General features: G+C 62.5%; 25 protein-coding genes and 1 tRNA gene. 17 read left to right on the top strand and 9 right to left on the bottom strand.

Features of this window, described 5'->3' with window-relative positions; all coding sequences use genetic code 11:
• Nucleotides 1–28: 28 nt before the first annotated feature.
• Nucleotides 29–118, bottom strand: a tRNA-Ser gene (locus BSG19_RS22480).
• A 318-nt stretch (nucleotides 119–436) separates the two neighbouring features.
• Here BSG19_RS22480 and rplU point away from each other — a divergent pair.
• The 14 genes from rplU (at nucleotide 437) to BSG19_RS22410 (ending at nucleotide 12743) form a co-directional block, all read left to right on the top strand.
• On the top strand, nucleotides 437–754 hold the full coding sequence (rplU, locus tag BSG19_RS22475) for a 50S ribosomal protein L21 (protein WP_092990231.1): 318 nt from the start codon (nucleotides 437–439) through the stop codon (nucleotides 752–754).
• Between the two features lie 30 nt (nucleotides 755–784).
• A complete protein-coding gene (gene rpmA / locus BSG19_RS22470) occupies nucleotides 785–1054 on the top strand; it encodes a 50S ribosomal protein L27 (protein ID WP_062477551.1) in 270 nt (89 codons plus the stop codon).
• A 125-nt stretch (nucleotides 1055–1179) separates the two neighbouring features.
• Nucleotides 1180–1812: a GNAT family N-acetyltransferase gene (locus BSG19_RS22465; RefSeq protein ID WP_092990230.1), complete on the top strand. Its 633-nt coding sequence runs from the start codon at nucleotides 1180–1182 to the stop codon at nucleotides 1810–1812.
• A gap of 38 nt (nucleotides 1813–1850) precedes the next feature.
• Complete coding sequence (locus tag BSG19_RS22460; protein WP_244529389.1) at nucleotides 1851–2420, top strand: GNAT family N-acetyltransferase; 570 nt, start codon at nucleotides 1851–1853, stop codon at nucleotides 2418–2420.
• 121 nt (nucleotides 2421–2541) lie between these two features.
• Nucleotides 2542–3552: a GTPase ObgE gene (gene obgE / locus BSG19_RS22455; RefSeq protein ID WP_092990260.1), complete on the top strand. Its 1011-nt coding sequence runs from the start codon at nucleotides 2542–2544 to the stop codon at nucleotides 3550–3552.
• Nucleotides 3552–4757: a glutamate 5-kinase gene (proB, locus tag BSG19_RS22450; RefSeq protein ID WP_092990228.1), complete on the top strand. Its 1206-nt coding sequence runs from the start codon at nucleotides 3552–3554 to the stop codon at nucleotides 4755–4757. The genes obgE and proB overlap by 1 nt, the downstream gene beginning before the upstream one ends.
• Nucleotides 4750–6030 (top strand): glutamate-5-semialdehyde dehydrogenase, encoded by a 1281-nt coding sequence (locus tag BSG19_RS22445; RefSeq protein ID WP_092990227.1) that lies wholly within the window; start codon nucleotides 4750–4752, stop codon nucleotides 6028–6030. Before proB ends, BSG19_RS22445 begins: the two co-directional genes overlap by 8 nt.
• Before the next feature lie 39 nt (nucleotides 6031–6069).
• A complete protein-coding gene (locus tag BSG19_RS22440) occupies nucleotides 6070–6663 on the top strand; it encodes a nicotinate-nucleotide adenylyltransferase (RefSeq protein ID WP_092990259.1) in 594 nt (197 codons plus the stop codon).
• Nucleotides 6664–6763: 100 nt separating this feature from the next.
• On the top strand, nucleotides 6764–7210 hold the full coding sequence (rsfS, locus tag BSG19_RS22435) for a ribosome silencing factor (protein ID WP_092930983.1): 447 nt from the start codon (nucleotides 6764–6766) through the stop codon (nucleotides 7208–7210).
• A gap of 149 nt (nucleotides 7211–7359) precedes the next feature.
• Entirely contained in the window at nucleotides 7360–7842 is a 483-nt protein-coding gene (gene rlmH, locus BSG19_RS22430) for a 23S rRNA (pseudouridine(1915)-N(3))-methyltransferase RlmH (protein WP_092990226.1), read from the top strand.
• Between the two features lie 186 nt (nucleotides 7843–8028).
• Nucleotides 8029–9420, top strand: coding sequence for a murein hydrolase activator EnvC family protein (locus tag BSG19_RS22425; RefSeq protein WP_092990225.1), 1392 nt, complete (start codon nucleotides 8029–8031; stop codon nucleotides 9418–9420).
• The gene (locus BSG19_RS22420; RefSeq protein ID WP_092990224.1) at nucleotides 9410–10732 is read left to right on the top strand and encodes a S41 family peptidase; all 1323 of its coding nucleotides are present in this window, start codon (nucleotides 9410–9412) and stop codon (nucleotides 10730–10732) included. Before BSG19_RS22425 ends, BSG19_RS22420 begins: the two co-directional genes overlap by 11 nt.
• A 226-nt stretch (nucleotides 10733–10958) precedes the next feature.
• Complete coding sequence (locus BSG19_RS22415) at nucleotides 10959–12146, top strand: divergent polysaccharide deacetylase family protein (protein ID WP_092990223.1); 1188 nt, start codon at nucleotides 10959–10961, stop codon at nucleotides 12144–12146.
• Between the two features lie 54 nt (nucleotides 12147–12200).
• Complete coding sequence (locus tag BSG19_RS22410) at nucleotides 12201–12743, top strand: RNA pyrophosphohydrolase (protein WP_092990222.1); 543 nt, start codon at nucleotides 12201–12203, stop codon at nucleotides 12741–12743.
• A 99-nt stretch (nucleotides 12744–12842) separates the two neighbouring features.
• On the opposite strand, the gene bfr is transcribed toward BSG19_RS22410, so the two are convergent.
• The 5 genes from bfr to BSG19_RS26475 form a co-directional block, all read right to left on the bottom strand.
• On the bottom strand, nucleotides 12843–13346 hold the full coding sequence (gene bfr, locus BSG19_RS22405; RefSeq protein ID WP_092930996.1) for a bacterioferritin: 504 nt from the start codon (nucleotides 13344–13346) through the stop codon (nucleotides 12843–12845).
• Nucleotides 13312–13623, bottom strand: coding sequence for a (2Fe-2S)-binding protein (locus BSG19_RS22400; RefSeq protein ID WP_092990221.1), 312 nt, complete (start codon nucleotides 13621–13623; stop codon nucleotides 13312–13314). Before BSG19_RS22400 ends, bfr begins: the two co-directional genes overlap by 35 nt.
• A 443-nt stretch (nucleotides 13624–14066) precedes the next feature.
• Entirely contained in the window at nucleotides 14067–17663 is a 3597-nt protein-coding gene (locus BSG19_RS22395; RefSeq protein WP_092990220.1) for an error-prone DNA polymerase, read from the bottom strand.
• Entirely contained in the window at nucleotides 17660–19186 is a 1527-nt protein-coding gene (locus BSG19_RS22390) for a DNA polymerase Y family protein (protein ID WP_244529387.1), read from the bottom strand. Before BSG19_RS22390 ends, BSG19_RS22395 begins: the two co-directional genes overlap by 4 nt.
• Entirely contained in the window at nucleotides 19137–20144 is a 1008-nt protein-coding gene (locus BSG19_RS26475; RefSeq protein ID WP_244529382.1) for an ImuA family protein, read from the bottom strand. The genes BSG19_RS22390 and BSG19_RS26475 overlap by 50 nt, the downstream gene beginning before the upstream one ends.
• Nucleotides 20145–20315: 171 nt before the next feature.
• On the opposite strand from BSG19_RS26475, the gene BSG19_RS22385 reads away from it, so the two are divergent.
• Entirely contained in the window at nucleotides 20316–20750 is a 435-nt protein-coding gene (locus tag BSG19_RS22385; RefSeq protein ID WP_062477507.1) for a metallopeptidase family protein, read from the top strand.
• A gap of 36 nt (nucleotides 20751–20786) precedes the next feature.
• Here BSG19_RS22385 and BSG19_RS22380 read toward each other — a convergent pair whose 3' ends face one another.
• The 3 genes from BSG19_RS22380 to BSG19_RS22370 all read right to left on the bottom strand — a co-directional run bounded on the left by BSG19_RS22380 (nucleotide 20787) and on the right by BSG19_RS22370 (nucleotide 22589).
• Nucleotides 20787–20993: a DUF1737 domain-containing protein gene (locus BSG19_RS22380; protein ID WP_092931004.1), complete on the bottom strand. Its 207-nt coding sequence runs from the start codon at nucleotides 20991–20993 to the stop codon at nucleotides 20787–20789.
• A complete protein-coding gene (locus BSG19_RS22375) occupies nucleotides 20990–21892 on the bottom strand; it encodes an HpcH/HpaI aldolase/citrate lyase family protein (RefSeq protein ID WP_092990258.1) in 903 nt (300 codons plus the stop codon). Before BSG19_RS22375 ends, BSG19_RS22380 begins: the two co-directional genes overlap by 4 nt.
• 136 nt (nucleotides 21893–22028) lie before the next feature.
• Nucleotides 22029–22589, bottom strand: coding sequence for a type 1 glutamine amidotransferase domain-containing protein (locus tag BSG19_RS22370; RefSeq protein WP_092990218.1), 561 nt, complete (start codon nucleotides 22587–22589; stop codon nucleotides 22029–22031).
• A 245-nt stretch (nucleotides 22590–22834) separates the two neighbouring features.
• Here BSG19_RS22370 and BSG19_RS22365 point away from each other — a divergent pair, with 245 nt between their 5' ends.
• Together BSG19_RS22365 and BSG19_RS22360 are read left to right on the top strand one after the other, a co-directional pair.
• On the top strand, nucleotides 22835–24067 hold the full coding sequence (locus BSG19_RS22365) for a putative DNA modification/repair radical SAM protein (protein ID WP_092990217.1): 1233 nt from the start codon (nucleotides 22835–22837) through the stop codon (nucleotides 24065–24067).
• The gene (locus tag BSG19_RS22360) at nucleotides 24067–25617 is read left to right on the top strand and encodes a UdgX family uracil-DNA binding protein (RefSeq protein ID WP_092990216.1); all 1551 of its coding nucleotides are present in this window, start codon (nucleotides 24067–24069) and stop codon (nucleotides 25615–25617) included. Before BSG19_RS22365 ends, BSG19_RS22360 begins: the two co-directional genes overlap by 1 nt.
• The last annotated feature ends 117 nt before the right edge of the window (nucleotides 25618–25734 follow it).

Genomic DNA, 25734 nt, shown 5'->3' with positions numbered 1-25734 from the left:
AAATTTACGCAATGAAATCAATGGGAAGTGGCGGAGAGGGTGGGATTTGAACCCACGATGCCCTTGCAGGCATGCCGCATTTCGAGTGCGGTGCATTCGACCACTCTGCCACCTCTCCGCGGGGTCAGATGGCGCTCTGGGAGCGCGACGCGGTTCATAGCGGCAGTTCGGGGGGATGGCAAGAGGGGGAAAGGCTTGAATTTGAGGGATTTGAGGGGTTTTATCTTGACAGTTTTCTAAAGCTCGCGTAACGGGCGCATCTGAAGTGGTGCGAATTCCGTCATGGGGTTGCGGTGCCGCATCAGACCGAATGTTCGAAAGGATGTTCGTTTCGTGGGCCGGGGAGAACCTTCCCTTGGCCATTCCGACTGATAAAAAGACGGCCGTTCTCTTCGCTCGAAGAGGCAGAGCCGGACCGAACAGACAAGGACAAGACATGTTCGCAGTCATCAAGACCGGCGGTAAGCAGTACCGCGTAGCCGCAAACGACGTCATCACCATCGAAAAGCTGGATGGCGCCGAAGGCGACAAGATTGAATTCACCGAGATCCTGATGGTCGGCGTCGGCGCCGACGCCACGATCGGCCTTCCCTTCGTCGAAGGCGCTATCGTCAGCGCAGAAGTCGTCAGCCATGGTCGCGCCAAGAAGGTTATCGCCTTCAAGAAGCGCCGTCGCCAGAACTCCAAGCGCACGCGCGGCCATCGCCAGCACCAGACGACTGTCCGTATCCTGGACATCGTAGGCGCCAAGTAAGATCGATCGAAGGTTTAAAGGAGAAGACCCATGGCACACAAAAAAGCTGGCGGTTCGTCGCGTAACGGTCGCGATTCGGAATCCAAGCGCCTTGGCGTGAAGAAGTTCGGCGGCGAAGCCGTCATTCCAGGCAACATCATCCTGCGCCAGCGCGGGACGAAGTGGCATCCGGGCGCCAATGTCGGCCTCGGCAAGGACCACACCATTTTCTCGCTGACGACAGGCAACGTGGACTTCCGCACGAAGGCCAATGGCCGCGTGTACGTCTCGGTGATGCCGAAAGCAGAAGCAGCGGAATAAGCCGGTAGCGCTCTAAAACAGCCGGCGTCTCATCGACCCGGCTGGCCGTTTCAGGTTCAGACCACGACAAAAGGGGAGATGGGGCAAGACCCAGCTCCCCTTTTTTCACGTCTGGAGGACGAGACATGCAGAGCGAATTGTTACGGGAAGACCGGTCAAGGTCTCCCGAAGAGCGGCCAAGGCCGCAACGGACAAGGACCGATTGCCCGATATTATTGTCACCAAGGCTCGTGCTGCGCGCGCCCCATGAAGACGATATCGACGCCCTTGCCCATCTTGCCAACAACGCCAACATCGCCACCATGGTTTCGCGCATGCCGCATCCCTACACGGTGGCGGATGCCGCGGATTTCGTGCGACGCACGAATGCCGGCACGATTGGCAAGTGCGTCTACGCCATCACCAAAGCGGACACAGGCGCATTTCTCGGGTGCTGCGGCGTCGAGCCGCATGAGGACGGGCGCACGGCCGAGCTAGGCTACTGGTTGGGAGAGCCCCACTGGAACAAGGGCTATGCGACGGAAGCAGCCCAGGCGCTGATCGACATGGCTTTCCGCACGCGTGACATCGCGCAGCTGGATGCACGCTGCCGCGTTATGAACATCGCCTCGCGGCGGGTCATCCAGAAGTGCGGCTTTCAGTACCAGGGTGGCGGCATGGTCGGGAGCCTCGCGCTCGGTGGCATGGTGCCGGTCGAATGGTTCCGACTGGACCGCAAGACCTGGATCTCGCTCAGAAGCTGGGGAGGCGGACGATGACGCTCGACCTCGACATGCCGGCACGGCACAGGCCCGAGATGTCAGGCTCCATGAGCCGGACAACCGGAAACCTGCCGCCCTGCCCGGTCATCCGGACACCGCGTCTGACCTTGCGGCCGCATGTTCTCTCCGATGCGGAGGCGATCACCGCCTCGCTTTGCGACTTCGATGTCGCCCGCATGCTCCTGCGCGTGCCCCAGCCCTATCATCCGGGTGACGCGCGGGATTGGCTGGAGACGGAGGCGAATGGCGACACTGCCTGGAACGCCGCCATCACCGGGAAGGGCGGCGCTCATATCGGCGTGGTCTCGATCGAGAGGCAGCAGAACGCCTGGCATCTCGGCTACTGGCTGAACCGGCAGGCCTGGGGCCGCGGCATCATGAGCGAAGCCGCATGGGCGCTCATCGATGCGTTCTTCCGGGAACGGCCGGACAGCACTGTGCGTTCCGGCGTCTTTGCCGACAACACGGCCTCGCTGAAGGTTCAGGCAAAGCTCGGCTTCACCATCTCGGGCATTTCGGATGTCTATGTCCCGGCGCGAGGCGCGACGGTGAACCGGATCGAGACGCATCTGACACGGGATGCTTTTACGCCCGCACGATCATGACGCTGCGGGCGGCTTCAGTCATCAAGGCTGGAGCCGCCGGCATGAAGGATTTCTTTGACCTGTCCGGGCCACGCCTATATCGATGGCGGCATTTCCGGCAGTAACCACGAACGGCACGACGATGAAATTTCTTGATGAGGCTAAGGTCTATATCCGCTCCGGCGACGGGGGTGCCGGCGCGGTATCCTTCCGGCGCGAGAAGTTCATCGAGTTCGGCGGGCCGGACGGCGGCGATGGCGGCCGTGGCGGCGATGTCTGGGTGGAGGCCGTCAACGGTCTGAACACGCTCATCGATTTCCGCTTCCAGCAGCATTTCAAGGCCGGCACCGGTATCCACGGCATGGGCCGCAACCGCACAGGCGCTGGCGGCGATCACGTGACGCTGAAAGTGCCGGTCGGTACGCAGATATTCGAGGAGGACGGCGAAACCCTGATCATCGACATGATCACCGAAGGGCAGCGCTTCCGCATCGCGGCGGGCGGCAATGGCGGCTTCGGCAATGCGCATTTCAAGTCCGCCACGAACCAGGCGCCGAGCTGGGCCAATCCCGGGCTGGAGGGTGAGGAAAAAACCATCTGGCTGCGGCTGAAGCTGATCGCCGATGCCGGGCTCGTAGGCCTGCCGAACGCCGGCAAATCGACGTTCCTCGCCACCTGCACGCGCGCTCGGCCGAAAATCGCGAATTACCCCTTCACCACGCTGCACCCGAATCTGGGCGTCGCCACCATCGATGGACGCGAATTCATTCTGGCCGATATTCCCGGCCTGATCGAAGGCGCGCATGAAGGCGTCGGCCTTGGCGACCGCTTCCTCGGCCACGTCGAGCGCACGCGTGTCCTCCTCCATCTTGTCTCCGGGCAGGAAGAGGATGTGGCCAAGGCCTACAAGACTGTAAAACACGAGCTGGAAGCCTATGGCGGCGAGCTGACGGACAAGCCGGAAATCGTGGCGCTGTCGCAGGTCGATACGCTCGATCCGACGGAGCTCAAGAAGAAACAGAAGGCCTTGGCGAAGGCTTGCGGTACGACGCCATTCCTGCTTTCGGCCATCGTCGGCACCGGCATGACGGAAACGCTGCGCGCTCTGCGCGACATCATCGTCACCGCCCAGACGGCGGGGAGCGACGACTGATGCGCGCTGCCCGCAAGCCCCTTTCGACCTATCGCCGGATCGTCATCAAGATCGGATCGGCCCTGCTGGTCGATCGGGCGAGCGGGCTGAAGACAGCATGGCTCGATGCCATCTGCGCCGACATCGCCGCCCTGAAGGCAAAGGGCGTCGACGTTCTCGTGGTCTCCTCGGGCGCCATTGCACTCGGCCGCTCTGTGCTGAAGCTGCCGGCCGGCGCCCTCAAGCTGGAGGAAAGCCAGGCGGCGGCGGCCGTCGGGCAGATCGCGCTCGCACGCGCCTGGTCGGAGAGCCTGTCGCGGGATGCCATCATCGCCGGGCAGGTGCTGCTGACGCTCGGAGATACGGAAGAGCGCCGCCGTTACCTCAATGCGCGCGCGACCATGAAGCAGCTCCTGAAAATGGGTGCCATTCCCATCATCAACGAGAACGACACGGTCGCGACGAGCGAGATCCGCTACGGCGACAATGACCGTCTGGCAGCGCGGGTCGCCACCATGATCGGCGCCGATCTGCTGATTCTCCTTTCCGATATCGATGGCCTGTACACGGCACCGCCGCATCTCGATCCGCAGGCGCAGTTCCTCGAGATCATCCCGTCCATCACGCCCGAGATCGAGGCGATGGCCGGCGGGGCCGCATCGGAACTGTCGCGCGGCGGCATGCGCACGAAGATTGACGCGGGCAAGATGGCGACGGGCGCGGGCTGCGCCATGATCATCGCCTCTGGCAAGGTGGACTACCCCTTGAGCGCACTTGGCGAAGGCGCCCGCTCCTCGTGGTTTGCGCCCTCCACCACGCCGGTCACTGCGCGCAAGACATGGATTGCCGGGCAGTTGCTGCCCTCCGGCAGCCTGAGCATCGATGCAGGCGCCGAAACAGCCTTACGCTCGGGCAAGAGCCTGTTGCCGGCCGGCGTGCGCGACGTCACCGGCTCCTTCAGTCGCGGCGATACGATCGCGATCCTGAGCGCGAACGGGCGCGAGATCGCCCGCGGCCTTGCCGGCTACGATGCCGATGAAACGCGGCAGATCGCGGGACGAAAATCGGGAGAGATCGCGGATATTCTCGGCTATGCCGGGCGTGCCGCCATGGTGCATCGCGACGATCTGGTGATGACCGGGGCGACGCAGGAGCCGATGTCTCGGGAGCCCGCGTCTCGGGAGCCCGTGACCGAGGAAACGGAGAGGAGCGACATCCATGCTTGACGATCCCCGCAAGCGCGAAATCCAGGACCTGATGGCGACCATCGGCCGGCAGGCGAAGGCATCGGCCCGCCCGCTTGCCATGGCCTCACCGGATCAGAAAACCGCCGCCCTCAAAGCCATGGCGGATGCGATCCTGAAGCGGACCCCGCAGATTCTTGCCGCCAATGCGCTCGATCTGGAAAACGCCCGGGAAACCGGCGTTGCCGCCTCCTTCATCGATCGGCTGACGCTGAGCGAAACCCGCGTCGCGGACATGGCGAGCGCCATCCGCGATATCGCCGCTCTGCCGGATCCGGTTGGCGATGTCATGGCGGAGTGGGACAGGCCGAACGGCCTTCGCATCCAGCGCGTTCGCACGCCGCTCGGCGTCATCGGCGTCATCTACGAGAGCCGGCCGAACGTGACGGCGGATGCGGGTGCGCTCTGCCTCAAGGCTGGCAATCCGGTGATCTTGCGCGGCGGCTCCGATAGTCTCAATTCCTCGCAGGCAATCCATGCCTGCCTGCTCGAAGGCCTGGCTGCGGCCGGCCTCCCCGAACATGCGATCCAGATGGTTCCCGTTGCCGATCGCGCCGCTGTCGGGGCCATGCTGACCGGGTTGAACGGCACGATCGACGTTATCGTGCCTCGCGGCGGCAAGAGCCTCGTCGCTCGCGTGCAGAACGAGGCCCGCGTTCCCGTGTTTGCCCATCTCGAAGGCCTCTGCCACGTCTATGTCGATGCTTCGGCCGATCTCGACATGGCGCGCGCCATCATCGTCAATGCCAAGATGCGACGTACCGGCGTCTGCGGATCGGCTGAAACCCTGCTGATCGACAAGGCCGGCGCGGGGCGCTTCGTCGAGCCGCTTGTCATGGCCCTGCAGGCCGCCGGCTGCGAGGTACGCGGCGATGAGACGGTTCGCGCCATCGTTCCCGGCCTCATCGCTGCGACGGACGAGGACTGGGCGACCGAATATCTCGACGCCATCATCGCCGTGCGCATGGTGGATGGCATTGCCGGGGCCATCGAGCATATCGGCCTCTGGTCGTCATCTCACACCGAAGCCGTCATCGCCGAGGATCCGCACGTCGTCGGCCGCTTCTTCACCGAAATCGATAGCGCCATTCTCCTGCACAATGCCTCGACCCAGTTCGCCGATGGCGGCGAGTTCGGCATGGGCGGCGAGATCGGCATTTCCACCGGCAAGATGCATGCGCGCGGGCCGGTCGGCGTCGAGCAGTTGACGTCCTTCCAGTATCGCGTGCACGGCACCGGCCAGGTTCGGCCCTAGGTGACGCAGAACGAAGCCGTCGCCGAACGTTATCTCCGGATGCCGCATGTCGAGCCGGGCATGACGGTCGGCCTTTTCGGCGGCTCGTTCAATCCCCCGCATGACGGCCATGTGCTGGTGGCGGACATCGCCTTGCGCCGCCTGCGGCTCGATCAGCTCTGGTGGATGGTAACGCCCGGCAATCCGTTGAAGAGCCGGCGCGAACTGGCTCCGCTTGCCGATCGCATCGCGCTCAGCGAGGCCATCACGGAAAACCCGCGCATCAAGGTCACCGCGTTCGAGCAGTCGCTTGGCCAGAGCTACACGGCGCGGACGCTCGAAAAGATCCGCGCGCGCAACCCGGCCATTCATTTCGTCTGGGTCATGGGCGCGGACAACCTGAAGACGTTCGATCGATGGCAGCGCTGGCAGGAGATCGCCCGCAGCGTTCCCATTGCCATCGTCGATCGCCCGGGCGCCACGCTCGCCTACCTCTCCTCGAAAATGGCGCAGACGTTCGACTATGCCCGTGTGGACGAGGAGGATGCCGCTCTTCTCGCGCGCAGACCCGCGCCCGCCTGGACATTCCTCCACGGCCCGCGCTCGCCCTTGAGTTCCACGGCGCTGCGGGCGGCGAAGCCTGTGCGGAGCTGACGATCTTTTCAGCGGCGTCTTGAAACATTAAGGCTTTGATGACTACATTTATGAAGCAGGCTGTCCGACAAGCAGCTGCCCGGCGCGAGACGCGTCGAACGTGCATGTTCTGGTCATTGGGAAAGGAAAAACTCTGACAACAGTACACGCCAAGGGAAATGTTACCCGCATCTTCCCGAAAAGCACGGAACGTGGCGACGATGCCGCCGACCGGGCGCTTCAACTGGTTCTCGCAAGCCTCGAGGACTCAAAGGCAGAAGATATTGTCACGATCAACATTGCCGGGAAGTCGGCGCTGGGCGACTACATGGTTGTGGTCTCCGGACGATCGAGCCGCCATGTTGCAGCGATCTCAGACCACCTGGTGTCCGACTTGAAGGATGAAGGCCTGGGCGCTCCCCGGGTCGAGGGCCTCGAGACGGCAGACTGGGTTCTGATCGACGCTGGCGATATCATCATCCACGTGTTCCGTCCCGAAATCCGCGAATTCTACAACATCGAGCGGATGTGGGCGGCACCCGAGATGGATGACGGCACGCGCCATTGATTCCTGATCCCGGGCTTTCGACGGCTTCTGCAAGGGATCGTCGAAAGCTCCATCTTGCAGCCTTTGACGGCCCGTTGTCGCTGCGGATCATCCGGCCGACGGCCGACAGCAAATGTCGGTTCACAAAATAGCTGCGCCGGAGGCCAGGGTTGAAAATCGGACTTTTTGCTGTCGGGCGCCTGAAAGCCGGCCCGGAGAAGGATCTTGCGGCGCGCTATCTCGACCGTTTTGCCAAGGCTGGCCCTGCCATCGGCCTTGAAGCCGGCCGTATGACGGAAATTCCCGAGAGCCGCGCTTCCTCCAGCGACACGCGCAAGCGGGAGGAAGGTTCCCAGCTTCTGAAGTCTCTCCCCGACGCCGGTCTTCTTATTCTTCTGGACGAACGCGGCAAACACCTCGACTCCCCCGATTTCGCCAACCTCATCGGAGGTTTTCGCGATCAGGGTAAACGCGATATGACCATTGCGATCGGTGGCGCCGATGGCCTAGACCCCGACCTGCACGCCCGCGCGGACGCCGTGATCTGCCTCGGACGCATGACATGGCCACACCAGCTCGTGCGGATCCTCATTGCCGAGCAACTCTACCGCGCGGTTACGATTCTCTCCGGCCACCCCTATCATCGCGTCTGATCTCCCGGTGAACGCCATCAAGCTTGCGTCATCACGCTGTCTGGCCACGCGTCCGCCGCATTTGTGCCAATAGGCTTGGACCTTCACTCCACCCGCAAGCTTCGGGCAAGGCGGACGACGGCAGATGGCGGGATGACCAGAAGCGGGCAGACCAGACGCGGGACAGCCGGGGCAGGCGACCGGACGATGCGGCACGGCCATAGACTCCTTTGCATTCTTCTCGTTTCCACGGTTCTCGCCGCCTTCGCACCGCTCGGCCCTGCGGTACATGCTCAGGATGCGGAACGCGGCGACCGCCCGGCAGCCACCGCGCCGGAAGATCCCGCTGCCGCCCTCTCGCAGCGGCGCAACAATACCCGCATCGAACTCGAAGCCCTGTCGAAGACGATCAACCTCTCGCAGGAGCGGGCGCTCGCGCTCCAGTCCGAGATCGCCGATATCGAGAAGACCAATGAGTCCCTGCGGCAGGCTTTGGTGGAGTCCGCCGGAAAGCGGCAGGCGCTCGAACAACAGATCGCGGATGGCGAGACGAAGCTTGCCGATCTGCGCGTTCGCGAAGAGACCGTACACCAGTCGCTGAAGGCCCGGCGCGGTGTGCTGGCGGAGGTTCTCGCCGCTCTCCAGCGCATGGGTCGCAACCCACCGCCCGCCCTCCTCGTCACCCCGGAAGACGCGCTCGGTTCCGTGCGCAGCGCCATCCTGCTTGGCGCCGTCGTGCCGGGCATCCGCCACGAGACGGAGAATCTTGCCGCCGACCTTCAGGCCTTGGCAGGTCTGCGCACCGAGATCGTCAATCAGAAGCAGGCACTGGGCAACGACATGACCGCGCGGCTCGAGGAAGAGCGGCGGATGAACTTGCTGGTGGCCGAGAAGGAAAAGCTCAAAGACCGCAATACCAGCGAGCTTGCCGCCGAACGGCGCAAGGCCGAACAGCTCGCCTCGCAGGCAACAAGCCTTCAGGGCCTGATCGGTTCGCTCGAAACCGAGATCGGCTCCGTAAGGGCCGCTGCCGAAGCGGCCCGTGCGGAGGAGGAAGCCCGCACGCGCCTGTCGGATGCCGAACGCGAGGCAGCGCGCGAACTGGCGCGCAACGCGGTGCCCGACAAAAACCGTATTGCCCCGGCATATGAATTTTCCGAGTTGCAGAAGAAACTCGCCTTTCCCGTCGCCGGCTCCGTCCTGCGCCGCTACGGCGAAGACGACGGCACCGGGCATTCCTCGCAAGGCATGATGCTGCGCACCGAAGCCGGCGCGCTGGTGACTGCTCCGGCGGACGGATGGGTCATGTTCGCAGGCGCATTCCGTAGCTACGGACAGATGATCATCCTCAACCCGGGCGATGGCTATCTCGTTGTTTTGTCGGGGATGGAAACGGTCGCCGTCCAGCCGGGCCAGTTCGTCGTTGCCGGCGAACCGCTTGGCCAGATGGGGGCAAAAAGAGTGGCGAGTGCTGCGGCTTTGGCGCTGGAAACAGATCGACCAACGCTTTACATTGAATTCAGAAAAGACGGTAAACCGGTTGATTCTCGACCATGGTGGACCGCCTCAGACACCGGAAAGGTACGAAATGATTCGTAGGGCTTCACTAGTTCTGGTTGGGGCATTGATGGGCGCGACGGCGATGAGCGTCGTCTACTCCGCAGTCGTTCCGGCCGTTGCGGCCAATCCGTCCACCTATCGTGAACTGTCGATCTTCGGCGATGTCTTCGAGCGCGTCCGCGCCCAGTACGTCACACCGCCGCAGGACGACAAGCTGATCGAGAACGCCATCAACGGCATGCTCTCTTCCCTCGATCCGCATTCGAGCTACATGAATGCGACCGACGCGGAAGACATGCGCACCCAGACCAAGGGTGAATTCGGCGGTCTCGGCATCGAGGTCACGATGGAAGACGAGCTGGTCAAGGTGACAAGCCCGATCGACGATACGCCCGCCGCCAAGGCCGGTGTTCTCGCTGGCGACTTCATTTCCAAGATCGATGGCCAGGACGTTCGCGGCCTGAAGCTCGAGGAAGCTGTCGACAAGATGCGCGGCGCCGTTGGCAAGCCCATCAAGCTGACCATCCTGCGCAAGGGTGCCGACAAGCCGATCGAGCTTACGATCGTGCGCGACGTCATTGCCGTGCGGGCCGTCAAGTCGCGTGTCGAGGGCGATGTGGGCTATGTCCGCGTCATTTCCTTCACGGAAAAGACCTATGACGACCTGAAAAACGCGATCGAGAAGATCAAGAAGGATGTGCCGGCCGACAAGCTGAAGGGCTACGTGCTCGACCTGCGTCTCAATCCGGGCGGCCTGCTCGATCAGGCGATCAACGTCTCCGACGCCTTCCTGGAGCGCGGCGAAGTCGTTTCCACCCGCGGCCGCAATGCCGACGAGACGCGTCGTTTCAACGCGACGCCGGGCGACCTGACGGACGGCAAGCCGGTCATCGTGCTCGTCAATGGCGGCTCGGCTTCGGCATCCGAAATCGTTGCCGGCGCCCTGCAGGACCTCAAGCGCGCCACCGTTCTCGGCACGCGGTCCTTCGGCAAGGGCTCCGTCCAGACGATCATCCCGCTCGGCGAAGCCGGTGCGCTCCGCCTGACGACGGCGCTCTATTACACGCCATCGGGCAAGTCGATCCAGGGCACCGGCATTTCGCCGGACATCAAGGTCGATCAGCCGCTGCCGCCGGAACTTCTCGGCAAGGTCGAGAACACCAGCGAATCCAGCTTGCGTGGTCATATCCAGGGCCAGAACGAAACGCAGGAAGGCTCTGGCTCCATCGCCTATGTTCCGCCGGAACCCAAGGACGATGTCCAGCTGAACTATGCGCTGGACCTGCTGCGCGGCAAGAAGAGCGATCCGAGTTTCCCGGCTAACCCGCAGAAGGCCGAACTCGCACCGTAAGGTCGAGTGCCCTGGCTTTTCCTTTTAAGCGCCGTCCGGTTCGCCCGGGCGGCGTTTGTGTGCGAGGCGTCGGTGACGCACAAGCTTCGGCCGGTAAGACGTTCGGCAGAGCCGGGGCAGATGGCTATCTGACCACAGGCCCCCGCCTGACGTATTCGACGGTCGGGCTGACGACACCGCTGCAACATTCCTGTCGGGATGCTTCAGCTATCAGTACAGGACAACTTTGGGGACGGATCTCAACGCACCGCTTGGCCAGGACAGGCGACCGGCAAAGACAAAGGCGCGGCTCCGCAAAGGGCAGGCGACGCTTGGCCTGTTTGCAGCTGCCATCGCCGGCGTCACCGTCTTCACGCTGATGTCGCCCTCGGGTCTTCTGCCTCCGAAGCCGGAGGACGTCGCAATGGCGCCAACGAGCGAACCGGTCGATAGGACGCAGGACGCAGCAGAAGCACGCACCCGGTCCGCACCTGAGGCATCTTCATCGGGCGCGAACGTCAACCGGACGCTCCTCAACGACGGCAATGTCGTGACGACCTATTCACCCGGCAAGCGTGGCAAGGACGGCCCTGCCATCATCGAGGTCGGGCCGATACGGGGCCAGGATCCGCGCATGGCGGCACAGCCGAACGACCTCCTGCTGGAAGACGCGCCCGAAGGTCGCCTGCCGGTTGTCGGGCCGGATGGGTTGCGGCCGATGGATCAGTATGCGCGGCCATGGTCGGGCGCACGCGGCACGCGGATCGCCCTTGTCGTCGGTGGATTGGGGCTGAGCCAGACAGGAACGCAGAGCGCCATTCGTACGCTTCCGCCTGCCACCACCCTTGCCTTCGCCGCCTCGGGCAACAGCCTTCAGCGCTGGATGCAGGAAGCACGGCGGACGGGCCACGAGATCCTGTTGCAGGTGCCGTTCGAACCTTTTGACTATCCCGCAAACAATCCCGGGCCGCAGACCCTTTTGGTCGGGGACAGCGCCAAGCAGAACCTCGCTCAGCTGCGCGACGCGCTCGGCAAGATCACCAACTATACCGGCGTCATGAACTTCCTGGGCGGGCGATTCCTGTCCGACTCCGGTGCTCTCGAACCGGTGATGCGTGATCTCGGGCGGCGCGGACTATTGTTCCTGGATGACGGCACCTCGGCGCAATCGCTCACATCCACTCTCGGCGATGCGCTCGAAGTACCCTATGCTTTCGGCGATGTCGTTCTGGATACCCAGCTCGACCGCACGGCCATTTTGCGCAAGCTCGACGATCTCGAACGGATTGCCCGGCGCAACGGTACGGCGATCGGTACGGCGTCCGCCTTCGACGAAAGCGTCTCGGCCATTGCACAGTGGATGCAAGAGGCGGAGAAGCGCGGTATCGAATTCGTCGGCGTTTCTGCGCTGGTGAAGGATACGAAGAGACACTGAATGAACACTCCGTGCGCGCTGCAGGACAGCCGCCACACGTCTTGAGGAAACCCGATGAGCAAGACTGGCAAGAACCCTCCCCTCCGCGCCGAAGATCTCCCCTACCGGCCGTGCGTCGGCATCATGGTGCTGAACAGCCAGGGCCTTGTCTGGGCAGGGCGTCGCATCGCGCTGGGCAACTCCGAATATGACGGGTCGGGCCAGCTCTGGCAGATGCCCCAGGGCGGCATCGACAAGGGCGAGGATCCGCTGGAGGCGGCAAAGCGGGAGCTTTACGAGGAGACCGGCATGCGCAGCGTATCGCTGCTGATGGAAGCGCCGGACTGGATCAACTACGACCTGCCGGCCCATCTGATCGGCATCGGGCTGAAGGGCAAATTTCGCGGGCAGACCCAGCGATGGTTCGCGTTCCGGTTCGAAGGCGATGACAGCGAGATCGCCATCAACCCGCCGCCGGGTGGGCACGAGCCGGAATTCGAGGAATGGGCGTGGAAGCCTATGACCGACCTTCCCGCTCTCATCGTATCCTTCAAGCGGGAGGTTTACGACACCGTTGTCGGTACGTTCGCGCATCTGGCAACGGAAACCGTTCGGTAGAGCTGGACGCGTCAACAAAACGGCAGGGTGCGGCTGTCACGCATGTTCAAGACAAAAGGATGCGGCAAAAATGACCGCCGCATCCTCTCGAAGCCTGTATCAGGCGTCTTCGCTACCGACTTCAGCCTTGTCGGCAGAGGTCGCGTTCAGCTGACCGTACTTCTCGGCGCCGATCGAGTTGAACAGCTGCAGCTGGGTTTCGAGGAAGTCGATATGGCCTTCCTCGTCGATCAACAGCTGTTCGAACAGCTTCATGGAGACGTAGTCGCCAGCGGCGTGACAGATGTCGCGCGACTCCTTGTACGAGGCGCGGGCGTCATATTCGCCGGCAAGATCCGCCTCGAGAACTTCCTTGACGTTCTGTCCGATGCGCAGCGCACCGACGGTCTGGAGGTTCGGATGGCCGTCGAGGAAGATGATTCGCGCGATAATCTTGTCGGCGTGATGCATTTCCTCGATCGATTCGGCCCGTTCCTTCTTGGCCAGGAGCGTGTAGCCCCAATCCTCGAGCAGCCGGAAGTGCAGCCAGTACTGGTTGACTGCTCCCAGTTCGAGATAGAGGGCTTCGTTAAGCCGCTCTATGACCCTTGTGTCGCCTTTCAAGATCCGCTCTCCTGTTTTCTTCATGGAAATTTTTGAGACGGGTCATGAAATCAAATATTTGATCATCCGTCGAGTGCCGCAGGGCATGATAGCGCTCTGTGGTCCGGATAATCAGGTCGACGACATTCGGGAAACAGCCACAGCAGCGGCCGCGCTTGGCCATGGCATGATACACCTTCGCAGGCACGATCAGCTGCCAACAGTCCTCATCGAGAAGGGCGTTGATCGTGTCCTCGATCTCCTTTTCGGAGATGAAATTGCAACTGCAAACCAGCATGACGTCTTGCCTGTTTTCGCATCCTCGCTGAGGTCAGCAGTAAACAAACAGGATAATTGGTGTCAAGAAAAAAGGCCGTGAGAAGCGCCGGTGTAGTTTAGAACAATTCCAAAGAGATAACCGGTAAGAACCGGCTGGAGAAAGGCCGTTTATTTGCGGACACTCATGAACGACAGGCTGCCGCCGCTCCTCATCTTCGAGCGCGAGGCTTTGGCGCGGGAGTCCACCCGTAGCATTCCGAACTCGCATTTCATCCGGGCCGGAGTTCGCCTCTCATCTTACGTCTCTTTTAGGTTTGCGGGCTGCGCGGCGTTCGAGAATTTCGGGTGCCTCACGACGATCTTCGGCGGCTATCGTCATGAGCGAGAAGGGACATACGAACTGTCTAAAATAAATTTGGGGATCCGCGATTTCCACATCCCGCAACGCCGCAAAACCGAACCTCAATGGAAATTCCGCCCCTTCGGCATGACCTGCGCCGTGTCCATAAGACCGGATTTGATTCGCGCCTCGCGGCGGGCGCGCTCCCGCAGAGCCTGCTCCGTCGCATTTCCCTTTTGTCGCTGATCCACGGTCGGACGCAGCACTTCGTCCGCACGTTCGTTGACGGCAAAACGTCGGGCCTCGCCCTTCAGCAGCCCCAGCGCCTCGGTCATGTCCTCCATGCTTTCCGCAACGACATGGATGACACCGTTCTGGCTTTGCAGACGGCCGGTGACCTTGACCAGCCTTGCCCCCATGACGACAGCACGGAACGTTTCGAAGACCGCCTTCCAGACGATGATGTTGGCAACGCCCGTCTCATCCTCCAGCGTCATGAAGATGACGCCCTTGGCGGACCCTGGTCGCTGCCGTACGAGAACGAGCCCGGCCACCGTGACCCGCCGTCCGGGACGCAGACCTGATAATCCCCGGCTCGCCACCACACCGTCTTTGGCAAACGCCTCCCGCATGAAGGAAACCGGATGCGCCTTCAGTGACAGGGACAAGGCCCTGTAATCGTTGACCACTTCCTCGCCGGCCGGCATGGTCGGCAGGCGCATCGTCGGGTCCGCCCTGAGATCCTCCTCCCCAGCTGCGGCAAAGAGCGGCAGGCGCTCGGCAGGTGCCCGCTCGTCGAGCGCCTTGATCGCCCAGAGCGCACGGCGGCGATCGAACCCGATCGAGCCGAAAGCATCAGCGTCCGCCAGCCGCTCCAGCACACTGCGCGTCAGCCCCGAGCGCAGCCAGAGATCATAAATCGAAACATATCCCTCATCTCGGCAAGCCACGAGCCGCTCCATGTCGCCCTCCCGCAGGCCCTTGACCAGCCGGAAACCAAGCCGGACGGCATATTTTGTGCGGATGACGTCGCGCATGTCGCGATGCCGTGGGTCGATCGCTCGACGGTCAAAGACGCTTCCCCGCGCGCCACTCCCATCGTCCCGCCCTTGCGGGTCGTTACTCTCCAGAATCGTTTCCCAGTCGGAGCGATTGATATCGACGGGCCGCACCTGCACCCCGTGCTCGCGCGCATCGCGCACCAGCTGTGCCGGAGCGTAGAACCCCATCGGCTGGGCATTGAGGAGCGCCGCGCAGAAGATGTCGGGATAGAAGGTCTTGAACCAGCAGGAGGCGTAGACGAGCAGGGCGAAGGAGGCTGCATGGCTCTCGGGAAAACCGTATTCGCCGAAGCCCTTGATCTGATTGAAGCAGCGAACGGCGAAGTCTCGGCTGTAGTTATTGGCGACCATGCCCTCGATCATTTTGGTTTCGAAGTTCGCGACCAGCCCGGACCGCCGGAAGGTGGCCATGGCGCGGCGCAACTGGTCGGCCTCGGCCGCCGTGAACCGCGCGGCCGTCATGGCGATCTGCATGGCTTGCTCCTGGAAAAGAGGCACGCCCAGCGTCCGCTGCAGCACGGCTTTCAGTTCGAGGCTCTCATAGGGGATGGCCTCGCCCCGCAGCTTGGCCTCCCGGCGCTTGAGATAGGGATGAACCATATCGCCCTGGATCGGCCCCGGCCGGACGATCGCCACTTCGATAACGAGATCGTAGAACTCCCGGGGTCGCAGCCGCGGCAGCATGCTCATCTGCGCCCGGCTTTCGATCTGGAACACCCCCACCGTGTCGGCCCGGCAGATCATGTCGTAGACCGGATTGTCGTCGTTCACATAATCGAGCTCGGTGTCGTAGACCTGCGACAGCAGCATCTGCTTGCCGTAATGGGTCTCCAGCATCCGGAACGCCTTGGCGAGACAGGTGAGCATGCCGAGCGCGAGAACGTCCACCTTGAGAATCTTCAGCGTATCGAGATCGTCCTTGTTCCACTCGATCATGTAGCGACCGGGCATGGCCGTCGGCATGATCGGCACCACCTCGTCCAGCCGGTCATGGGTGATGACGAAACCGCCGACATGCTGGGAGAGGTGCCGCGGCATGTCCATCAGCCGCCCGGCATAGGTGAACATGCGCATGACGGTGGGGTCGTTGAGATCGAGCCCTGCGGCCTTCGCCTGTTCGTCCGTGAACGACGACGTCCACCAGCCCCAGATGGAAGCGGCAAGCGCCGTTTGCACATCCTCGGAAAAGCCGAAGACCTTGGCCACCTCGCGCCCGGCCGAGCGCGCGCGATAGCTGATGGCGGCCGCCGCAATGTCGGCATGCTCCTTGGTATAGGTATCGTAGATAAACTTGATCACCTCATCGCGTCGGGCATGCTCGAAGTCGATGTCGATATCCGGGGGCTCGTCGCGGTCCATCGACAGGAAGCGATCGAAAAGCAGGGTGAACTTGACCGGATCGACCTCCGTCACATGCAGGCAGTAACAGACGGAGGAGTTGGCCGCAGATCCGCGGCCCTGGCAGAGGATGCCTTTGTCTCGCGCAAAGGTCACCAGCCGATGAACGGTCAGAAAATATGGTTCGTACTGTTTCCTGGCGATGAGATCGAGCTCGTAGGCGATTTTCGTTTCCACAGACTCCGGCACGCCCTGCGGATATCGCCGGGCCGCCCCTTCCCGGACCAGCCGCTCCAGGGTCTGCGCCGAGGTCTCGCCCAGACCTGCTTCCTTCGGATAATTGTGCTTCAGCTCGTCGAGCGTGAAATCGAGCGTCCGGAAGAAGCGCTCGGTATTGGCAACCGCCTCCGGGTAGCGACGGAAGATGCGGACCATCTCGGCCGGCGCCTTGATAAAACGTTCGGCATTGACCTGTAGCCGAAAGCCCGCCTCCGCGATCGTCACATGCTCTCGGATGGCCGTCATGACATCGGCCAGGGGACGGCTGTCCGGGGAATGATAGAGCACGTCGTTCGTGGCGATGAGACGCACGTCCGTGTTGCTGGAAAGCGCCGCGAGGGCCGCGAAATCCTGCGCGTCGAACCCGTCATAGCGGGGCGTCATGCCGAGAAAGAGCCGGCCCTTCATAAGGGGTTGCAGCGATCGCAGGGTATCGCCGAGCATCTTCCAATCACGGCCCTCGTTCCCTCGAAGGCCATTACCGGTTCCCGCTTCGGATGCCTCTTCGGGCAGCTCGCCCGCCGCCTTCTCCTGCGGCTCGGCCTGACCGCCCTGATGCTCGCGATCGCGGGTGCACCCCTTCATCACGATCACCTGCAGGTGCTCCTGCCACGTCACGAGATCCGAAAGGAAGAGGGTGCAGTTCCCCTTGTCGTCGGCGCGCAGGTTGCCGGCGCTCAGCAACCGGCAGAGATGCGCCCATCCTTGCCGGTTGCGCGGATAGGCCAGCATATCGGGCGAACCATCGGCAAAGACGAGGCGTGCGCCCGGCTGGAAAGGAAATTTTTCCTCTCGTGCTTCGGCATGGACCCGGACGACGCCGGACAGTGTATTGCGATCGGCAATCCCCAAGCCCTTGAGACCGATCCGCTTGGCCGTGACCACCATCTCCTTGGCGCCCGAGGCGCCGCGCAGGAAAGAGAAGTTCGTGCAGGCACCCAGTTCGAAAAACGTCGGCGGCTGAGCTTCGGACGACCCGCGACCCGCGTCCGTCGGCCCTCTTCCGAACTCACGGCCGCTACCGGACTTAACGCCGGTCATGCGAAAATACCGTGCATGAACCAGTCGGGATGCATCCGTTCGCGCTGGAAGAGGCCATTGCGAAACATCCAGAAACGGCGACCGGTCTCGTCCTCGATGCGGAAATAGTCGCGCGTCGGTGCATCCTCACCGTCGATCCACCACTCCGCGGCAATGCGCTCAGGCCCTTCCGCCCGCGCGACCCTGTAGGCCGTGCGTCGCCAGAAGAACCGCTCCGGCGCGCCGTCGGGAACATCGGCCGCGGGAACCTCCACCCGTTCGGGATGGGTCAGAAGGCGGAGCGGCCGCACGGGCACGATCGGCCATTCCTCCGCCTGCAGCATCTTTGCGGCGGGAACGACGACATTGCCTGCCGGCTGCAGGCTCGCTGCGCGCTCGGGGATGTGGCTCGCGGCAAGAACCACGATCGAAAGCACATCCTCTCCGAAGCGGGCGATAACGCGATCGGTAAAGTCGGCAAGCGCCCGGCTCTGGTCCGGACGGCCGGAAAAATCGTCCTGGATGGATGTGATCGGCTCGACTTTCAGGACGCAGAGCCGCAGGATCTCGAAACCGTAGCCGGCATCCAGATCGTCATGCACAGCCGCAAGCCGTTCCTTGTAGAGCGCCGCGATCCGCTTTGGATCCCGCACCGGGGACGAAGTGCCGGCAAGCAGCCGGAACACCTTGCCATCGACGCGAAAAAGCAGGAGCTCGAACTGGCGCCCACCCTCTCCCCGCTCCTCCAGCTTGGTCTTGAGGCCTGTGGCAAGCTGCAGCGCAAGCCCGAGAATATCGTCCTCGCCCGAGACCGGCGAGAGCAGCCGGCGCTCGACCGAAAGCTCGGCTACCGGCCGGCGCGGCGACAGGGGCTCGTCGTCATGTCCGAGCGCCTGGTCGAGCCGGAGAAAGACGAGCGGCCCGAAGCGGCGCGCAAGTGCTGCCCGGGGCGCCTCCATGAGATCGGCGACATGGGTCAAGCCCAGCCGGATCAGCGTGTCCGTCAATGTTTCCGGCAGTCGAAGCGCCGTCACGGGCAAGGGACCGAGCGCTGCGGCCTCCTCTCCCGCCTCGATCACGTTGTCATCGGAAAACCGAGCACTGGAAAATCGCGAGAGAGCCCAGGCAAGACCGGGAGATGCGGCAATCGCTCCGCGCGCCTCGACGCCCAGCTGAAAGAGGCGTGACAGGACATCGTCGAGCAGCGCCTTTTCCCCGCCATGCAGATGCGTGCAGCCGGTAATGTCGAGCGCCAGCCCATCGACACCGGCATAGGCAACCAGCGGCGTGTAGCGATCGCACCAGTCGGCGAGGGCCGAGAGAAACGCCTTGTCGGCGGCAGGGTCGGCTGGCAGCACGTCGATCTGCGGATGCATGGCGCGGGCTTCGGCCACGCCCTGTCCCCGTTTCAGCCGCAGGCGCTCGGCAACGCTGTCGAGCGCCACGATCCGCATGGCATTCTCGACCTTGTCGGAAAACACGACCGGCGGGTGATCAGGACGCCCGTTTGAAAGCCACGACGCGCCCCACCGCCGGCGTGCCACCCTGTCGGCCGACAGATGTGGAAAGGACAGGGACAGGATCCGCTGCGTTGGCCGGAAGAGGGACGGCGACGGGGTCGAGAGGGTAGAACCGGCGCGCATGGGAACTCCATTCAAGGTAGGCATCGACAGGGGAAAAAGCCCGGGTCTTCTCGGCAACGACGTGAAAGGCGGGATGCCCGATGCCGGTCGAAAGCATCGTGCCATCGGGCAGCATGAATGGGGCGGCGGGAGCGGGACGGACGAGAAGGCGCAGATGTGCGCTGCTCGACTCCTCCTCGCCCGCCTGCCGGAGCAGAAAGATCGGAACGCCGCTGGCGACCGAGCGCAATTGCAGCCGCCGGCTTTCGGGAAGCCCGAGACGCGCCGGATTCCCGCGGATCTCCAGAATGACGGCGGAAAACACGGAAAACCCGAGCGCCGCCTCGGCAATCCACAGCGCCTGCTGGAGGTTGCGAGGCCGCGAGAAGAGCGCTGCACGCAGATCGATCCCGAGAAGCGAAAGGCCGACACCGTAAGGCTCGCCGGCCTCTTTTCCCGCCATGGTCTCGGAGATCCAGAGGATGGGACCGAGTTCACCGAGGGCTTTGCGCCGCGTCTGGTAGAGGGCGGCAAGACCGAGCGTAAACCCCGTGGCGGCACCGACATCGCGCGTTTCCGCCACCCGTATTTCGCTCAAACCCTTCAGCGGCAGGCCGCCGGACATCGCATGGTCGAGGTCGGGAACGCCGAGCGGCAGCACGTCGTCCTGCCCGCCCTGCTCGATCCTGTACTGCTTGGCCCTGCACTGCCCGGCAACATCCTGCCCGCCGAGAGACCGCGCGGACGCTGAAAATCCCGCACGTTCGCCCTCCGTCTCGAAGGTGGGACGACAGGAACCGGATGGCCTGTCTCGTTCCAGTCGGGCAATGGCGTCGCGCAGGGCGAGCACCGTCTCCCGCGGCACAGCGTTTTCAGCCATGGCAGTCAGCTCCTATTCGTTCCTGATATGTTCTTATTGATTCCAGAGCTTCAAAAAAGAGTCAACGCAGTTGGGAAAAGATTCCGCAGTTTCTGCACAATCGCCTTACATTGCGAATTGCTTCTCGAAATGAACCGGAAAATGGCTATATAAAAAGGACAAGGAGTATCCATGGCCCGGATTGACCAAAGCGACGATTGGCGGGAACGTCATGCGCCGACCATCAGCACGTTCGAATCCCTGACGCTGGAAGCCTATGGGCATCTTCCCGAGGAATTCCGGCTGCTGGCCACAGACCTCATCATCGAGATCGAGGATTTTCCGGATGACGACGTGTTCGAGGACATGGCGCTGGAAACGCCGTTCGACCTGCTCGGCCTGTTCGAGGGTCGTGGTATCGGCGAGCGTTTCACCATGGAAACCGGCACGATGCCGAACCGGATCACGCTCTATCGCCGGCCGATCCTCGATTACTGGGCCGAAAACGATGAAACGCTGGGCGACATCATCACCCATGTGCTGATCCACGAGATCGGTCACCACTTCGGCCTGTCGGACGACGATATGGAGCGTATCGAGGCGAGCGTGGAGCATGTCGGCGGGTAGCACCCGCCGCAGGGAATGTGAAGCCTTGGCCTCTGTCTACTGCTCGGACAGCTTCATGTCCGGCACGTAGTCCTTGCCCTCGACATCCTTCACCACGGCCTGGCCGCACTGCATGACCTGTGCATCGGCATTGAACGTGTAGGTCGGCGAGCCATGAAGATGCCAGCCCTTGTTGAGGGCGGCCGTCACCTTATGACAGAAGCTCGCATCGTCAGGGCCGGTGAGAAAGCGGTAGAGTTTCACAGCTGCATTCCTTTGTTTCTGATGGCCTCGACCTTTGCAAGACAGGTCATCGCCTGTTCGAGATGCAAGGCTTCGACCATTTTGCCCTTGTGGACGATGACCGACCTGCCTGCATTGTCCGGATGAGCAAAGGCCGCGACGATCTCCAGAGCCTCCGCCTCATCCTGAACGGAGGGACCGAATGCGGAATTGGCCGGCGCGATCTGCTGCGGATGAATCAGCATCTTTCCATCAAACCCCATGTCGCGTCCCGCCGCGCATTCCTGCGCGAAGCCGTCGGCATCGCTGATATCGTTGAAGACGGCGTCGAGAACATCGAGCCCGCTGCCACGTCCTGCAAGCAGGATCTGCATGAGCCAGGGCACGAGGTAGCCTCGCCCGGGAAGAGCGGCAACGCCGGTTTCCTTGCGCAGATCGTTGAGGCCGGGGATGAGACAATCGAGCCGCCCGCCCCGCGTGCGTCCGGCCTCGGCGATCGCCGCCACATTGAGAACGCCCCTCGGCGTCTCGATCATCGCCCAGAGCCGCAAGTCTTCCGGACCGTTGCCCTCATCCAACCCTTCGGCAATGTCGAGAATATCGCGTGGCCCTTCCACCTTCGGCAATAGAACGGCATCGAACCTGCAGGCGGACAGCGCTTCGAGATCCGCCTCGCCAAAACCCGAGGCAAGACTGTTGATACGGACGATTCGCTCGATGCCAATCGCAACATCCGCCAGATGGCGCACCAGCGCATGGCGCGCATCGGCCTTGCGCTCCGGAAGCACCGCGTCCTCCAGATCGTAGATCACGGCATCGGGTGACAGGCTCGACACTTTGGCAAGTGCGCGCTCGTTGTCGGCTGGAACGCAGAGCACCGAGCGACGGAGACGGACGGGATGGCGATCGGACAGGGACATCATGCCATGTTGTGCCTGTCTCATCTCATCTTCGCAAGTCTCACGCGGCATGTGAGAACGCTCCTGTCGCTCGACACGAAAAAACCGGCCCCATCGCTGGATGGAGCCGGTCGAAAATGTCTTGCGGAAAAGGGCCTCAGGCAGCCTTGCGGTCGTGACGGCCTTCTTCCACTTCCTCGACGATCTTCGCCACGAAGGCATCGAGATCGCCGGGATTGCGGGAGGTGATGATACCCTTGTCGGTCACCACGGCTTCATCCGACCACAGGCCGCCGGCATTGACGACATCCGTCTTGATCGATTTGTAGGACGTGACCTTCCGCCCCTTGATTGCGCCTGCTTCGACCAGCAACCAAGGTGCATGGCAGATGGCGGCGACGACCTTGCCGGACGACACGAAGTCACGAACGATCCGCAACGCTTCGTCTTCAACGCGCAGCTTGTCGGGGTTGATCTGGCCGCCCGGCAGAACGAGCGCATCGAAGTCCTCGATTTTCACGTCCTTGGCTTCGAGATCGACGTCGACGCTGTCGCCCCAATCCTTTTCGTCCCAGCTCTTGATGCTGGTCTTGCCGATCGATGCAATCTTTACGGTCGCGCCCTGCTTTTTCAGGCTGTCATAGGGAACGCGCAGTTCAGACCGTTCGTAGCCATCCGTGGCGAGAATGAGAATTTTGGATTCCTTGATAGAAGGCATGAGCCTGTTCCTTGCTGTATCTCGGTATCGTGTCACTAATCATCCCCAACCTCTTTGGTCGGCGATATCAGACGCGAATGTCATGACGGGTTCGCCGTATTAACGAGGCGCCCCACCGATCGTTCCGAAAAAACATCCGTGACATTGCCAACCGCCTGATTCCAGGCAGGCTGCAGATTCGAAAACCGAAACCATCAACGCACACAACATTGACGCGAGCAGCAAAAGAACATATGTAGAACAATATGAAGAAATCGCTGAAAGAGCGTTTGGCCATCCTCTCAGATGCCGCCAAATACGATGCGTCCTGCGCCTCCAGCGGAACGACGAAACGCAATTCGTCGGCCAGCGGCGGTCTTGGCTCTACGGAGGGATCCGGCATCTGTCATGCCTATGCGCCGGACGGGCGATGCATTTCCCTGCTCAAGATTTTGATGACGAATTTCTGCATCTACGATTGCGCCTACTGCATCAACCGGTCATCCAGCAATGTGGAGCGTGCACGCTTTTCGGTCGAGGAAGTGGTGTGGCTGACGCTCGAGTTCTATCGGCGCAACTACATCGAAGGCCTGTTCCTGTCCTCCGGCATCATCCGCTCGTCCGATCACACGATGGAAGAGATGGTGCGCATCGCACGCGAGTTGCGCGTCACGCATAATTTCCGCGGCTACATCCACCTGAAGTCGATCCCCGAGGCGTCCCCGGCGCTGATCGAGGAAGCCGGACTTTATGCGGATCGCCTGTCGATCAATATCGAACTGCCGACGGATGCCGGGCTGACGCGCTATGCGCCGGAAAAACGGCCGGACGGCATTCGCAAATCGATGGGCGATCTTCGCCTGAAGATCGAGGAAATGCGCGACCCGACACTCCAGACCAAGCGCACCCGGCGCTTTGCGCCCGCCGGCCAGAGCACGCAGATGATCGTCGGTGCCGATCAGGCAAACGACAGTGTGATTCTCGGCACCAGCGCCCGGCTTTACGGTAGCTACGGCCTGCGCCGCGTCTATTACTCTGCCTTCAGCCCCATTCCGGATGCATCCCGCAACCTGCCTCTCGTCAAGCCGCCTTTGATGCGCGAGCACCGGCTCTATCAGGCTGACTGGCTTTACCGCTTCTATGGGTTCGGCATCGACGAGATCACGCGCGACCAGCCGGATGGCATGCTCGACCTCGATCTCGATCCGAAGCTCGCCTGGGCGCTCTCCAACCGACATCGCTTTCCCGTCGATATCAACAAGGCGGATCGCGAGATGCTTCTCCGCGTGCCCGGTTTCGGTACGAAGATCGTCCGCGCCATCCTCACCGCCCGCAGGCATCGCACCCTGCGGCTGGAAGACCTCGTGCGTCTCAAGGTTTCGCTGAAAAAGGTGCAGGCCTTCATCATCGCCGAGGGCTGGACGCCGTCGCGCCTTATCGACCGGCCGGACCTGCGCACCATGTTCGAACCGAAACCGGAACAACTGGTCCTTCTGTGATGCCGTCGCCGGGCCTCGAGAGGCAAACCGTCACGCTCGACGGCAAGGGCGATTTCGGCGAGTGGCGGGATGCCGCGCGCCGGCTGCTGGTCGCGGGAACGCTGCCGACAGCCGTGGACTGGCGCGAGAAACACGGAACCACCGATCTGTTTGCCGACCCTGTGCCGGCGGAGCGGAAACCGGAGGAAGCGCAGCGCGACATCACCGTCCCCCGCGCCTTCATGACGCTTGCCGAAACCGTGATCTGCCACTCCGATCCCGGACGTTTCGGTCTTCTCTATCGCACGCTCTGGCGTCTGCAGGCCGAGCGTAACCTGCTCGACATCGTCTCCGACGCGGATGTCGTCCGGCTCAATGCCATGGAGAAATCCGTTCGGCGCGACAGCCACAAGATGAAGGCCTTCGTGCGCTTCAAGGAGATCGGCGCCGATACACCGACGACAGGCGCGCCGGCAACGGACGTAATGGAGGTCATTGCCCGCCCCGTCTCTCTGGAGCCGGGCAGCATGACGATCGGCCGTCGGCGATTTTTCGCCTGGTTCGAGCCGGATCATTTCATCGTCGCCCGCGTTGCTCTTTTCTTCCAGCGGCGTTTCACCGACATGGACTGGATCATCGCCACGCCAAAAGGATCCGCCGCCTGGGATGGAACCACGCTGACGGTGACGTCCGAGCCGGCGGACGATCCCAAGCTGACCGATGACGCGGATACGCTCTGGCGCACCTATTACAGCAATATCTTCAATCCGGCGCGGCTCAAGGTGAAAGCGATGCAGTCGGAAATGCCGAAGAAATACTGGAAGAACCTTCCCGAAGCCGAACTCATCCCCGGCCTGATCGCCGGTGCGGAGGAGAAGGTGCGGGCAATGGCGAAACAGGCGATGAAAGACCCGCCGGCCTTCCACGCGAAGGTGCGCGAAGCCGCCATGCCGAAGAGCGAGGAAAACACCGCCCGTCCCGGCACGCTGGATGCGGCACGGGCGGACGCGCGCGACTGCACCCGCTGTCCGCTCTACTGCAAGGCGACGCAGACCGTCTTCGGCGAAGGTCCCGACGATGCGAAAGTGATGTTCGTCGGCGAGCAGCCGGGCGATCAGGAGGACCTCGCCGGCCGGCCGTTCGTCGGCCCTGCCGGCAAGATGTTCGACACGATTGCCGGCGAAGTCGATCTCGATCGCAAGACGGCCTATGTCACCAATGCGGTGAAGCATTTCAAATACGAGCCGCGCGGCAAGCGCCGCATCCACCAGAAGCCCAATATGGGCGAAATCCGCGCCTGTCGCTGGTGGCTCAAGCTGGAACTCGACCTGATCCAGCCGAAACTCGTGGTCGCGATGGGCGCGACGGCGCTGACCTCCGTCATGGACCATGCCGAGCGCCTGGGCGACTACCGAAGCCGCAAGGTCGATCTCGACGACGGGCGCACGCTCTACACCACCGTCCACCCCTCCTACCTCCTGCGCATCCCCGACGAAGGGCGCAAACGCGAAGAGATCGACCGCTTCCGAGAGGATCTCAAGACCATCAAGACCTTGAGCGATAAACTGTAGGACCAGGGTATGCAATGAATCGGCTTAAAGGTGATAAGACGAGGGCTTCTTAGGCGTTTGGGAGACATCAAGTTCCCGGAGCTTTCAGACGACGTTTACGTCGCTGATCTAGGGTGC

This window comes from Rhizobium sp. NFR03 (assembly GCF_900111275.1).
In the GTDB taxonomy this organism is placed as follows: Bacteria; Pseudomonadota; Alphaproteobacteria; order Rhizobiales; family Rhizobiaceae; genus Ferranicluibacter.
Note: the sequence above shows the minus strand (reverse complement) of the source record. Positions and strands in the feature narration are given on the sequence as shown.

Excerpts from the sequence above, each read along its gene's own strand:
- BSG19_RS22460 (WP_244529389.1), top strand. The coding sequence starts at position 1,851 with ATGTCAGGCTCCATGAGCCGGACAACCGGAAACCTGCCGCCCTGCCCG.
- BSG19_RS22370 (WP_092990218.1), bottom strand. The coding sequence starts at position 22,589 with ATGCCTTCTATCAAGGAATCCAAAATTCTCATTCTCGCCACGGATGGC.
- proB (WP_092990228.1), top strand. The coding sequence starts at position 3,552 with ATGCGCGCTGCCCGCAAGCCCCTTTCGACCTATCGCCGGATCGTCATC.
- BSG19_RS22410 (WP_092990222.1), top strand. The coding sequence starts at position 12,201 with ATGAGCAAGACTGGCAAGAACCCTCCCCTCCGCGCCGAAGATCTCCCC.
- BSG19_RS22375 (WP_092990258.1), bottom strand. The coding sequence starts at position 21,892 with ATGTCCCTGTCCGATCGCCATCCCGTCCGTCTCCGTCGCTCGGTGCTC.
- BSG19_RS22360 (WP_092990216.1), top strand. The coding sequence starts at position 24,067 with ATGCCGTCGCCGGGCCTCGAGAGGCAAACCGTCACGCTCGACGGCAAG.
- BSG19_RS22385 (WP_062477507.1), top strand. The coding sequence starts at position 20,316 with ATGGCCCGGATTGACCAAAGCGACGATTGGCGGGAACGTCATGCGCCG.
- BSG19_RS22420 (WP_092990224.1), top strand. The coding sequence starts at position 9,410 with ATGATTCGTAGGGCTTCACTAGTTCTGGTTGGGGCATTGATGGGCGCG.
- BSG19_RS22465 (WP_092990230.1), top strand. The coding sequence starts at position 1,180 with ATGCAGAGCGAATTGTTACGGGAAGACCGGTCAAGGTCTCCCGAAGAG.
- rpmA (WP_062477551.1), top strand. The coding sequence starts at position 785 with ATGGCACACAAAAAAGCTGGCGGTTCGTCGCGTAACGGTCGCGATTCG.
- BSG19_RS22400 (WP_092990221.1), bottom strand. The coding sequence starts at position 13,623 with ATGCTGGTTTGCAGTTGCAATTTCATCTCCGAAAAGGAGATCGAGGAC.
- BSG19_RS22365 (WP_092990217.1), top strand. The coding sequence starts at position 22,835 with ATGAAGAAATCGCTGAAAGAGCGTTTGGCCATCCTCTCAGATGCCGCC.
- BSG19_RS22425 (WP_092990225.1), top strand. The coding sequence starts at position 8,029 with ATGCGGCACGGCCATAGACTCCTTTGCATTCTTCTCGTTTCCACGGTT.
- BSG19_RS22445 (WP_092990227.1), top strand. The coding sequence starts at position 4,750 with ATGCTTGACGATCCCCGCAAGCGCGAAATCCAGGACCTGATGGCGACC.
- BSG19_RS26475 (WP_244529382.1), bottom strand. The coding sequence starts at position 20,144 with ATGGCTGAAAACGCTGTGCCGCGGGAGACGGTGCTCGCCCTGCGCGAC.
- BSG19_RS22395 (WP_092990220.1), bottom strand. The coding sequence starts at position 17,663 with ATGACCGGCGTTAAGTCCGGTAGCGGCCGTGAGTTCGGAAGAGGGCCG.
- rplU (WP_092990231.1), top strand. The coding sequence starts at position 437 with ATGTTCGCAGTCATCAAGACCGGCGGTAAGCAGTACCGCGTAGCCGCA.
- obgE (WP_092990260.1), top strand. The coding sequence starts at position 2,542 with ATGAAATTTCTTGATGAGGCTAAGGTCTATATCCGCTCCGGCGACGGG.
- BSG19_RS22440 (WP_092990259.1), top strand. The coding sequence starts at position 6,070 with ATGCCGCATGTCGAGCCGGGCATGACGGTCGGCCTTTTCGGCGGCTCG.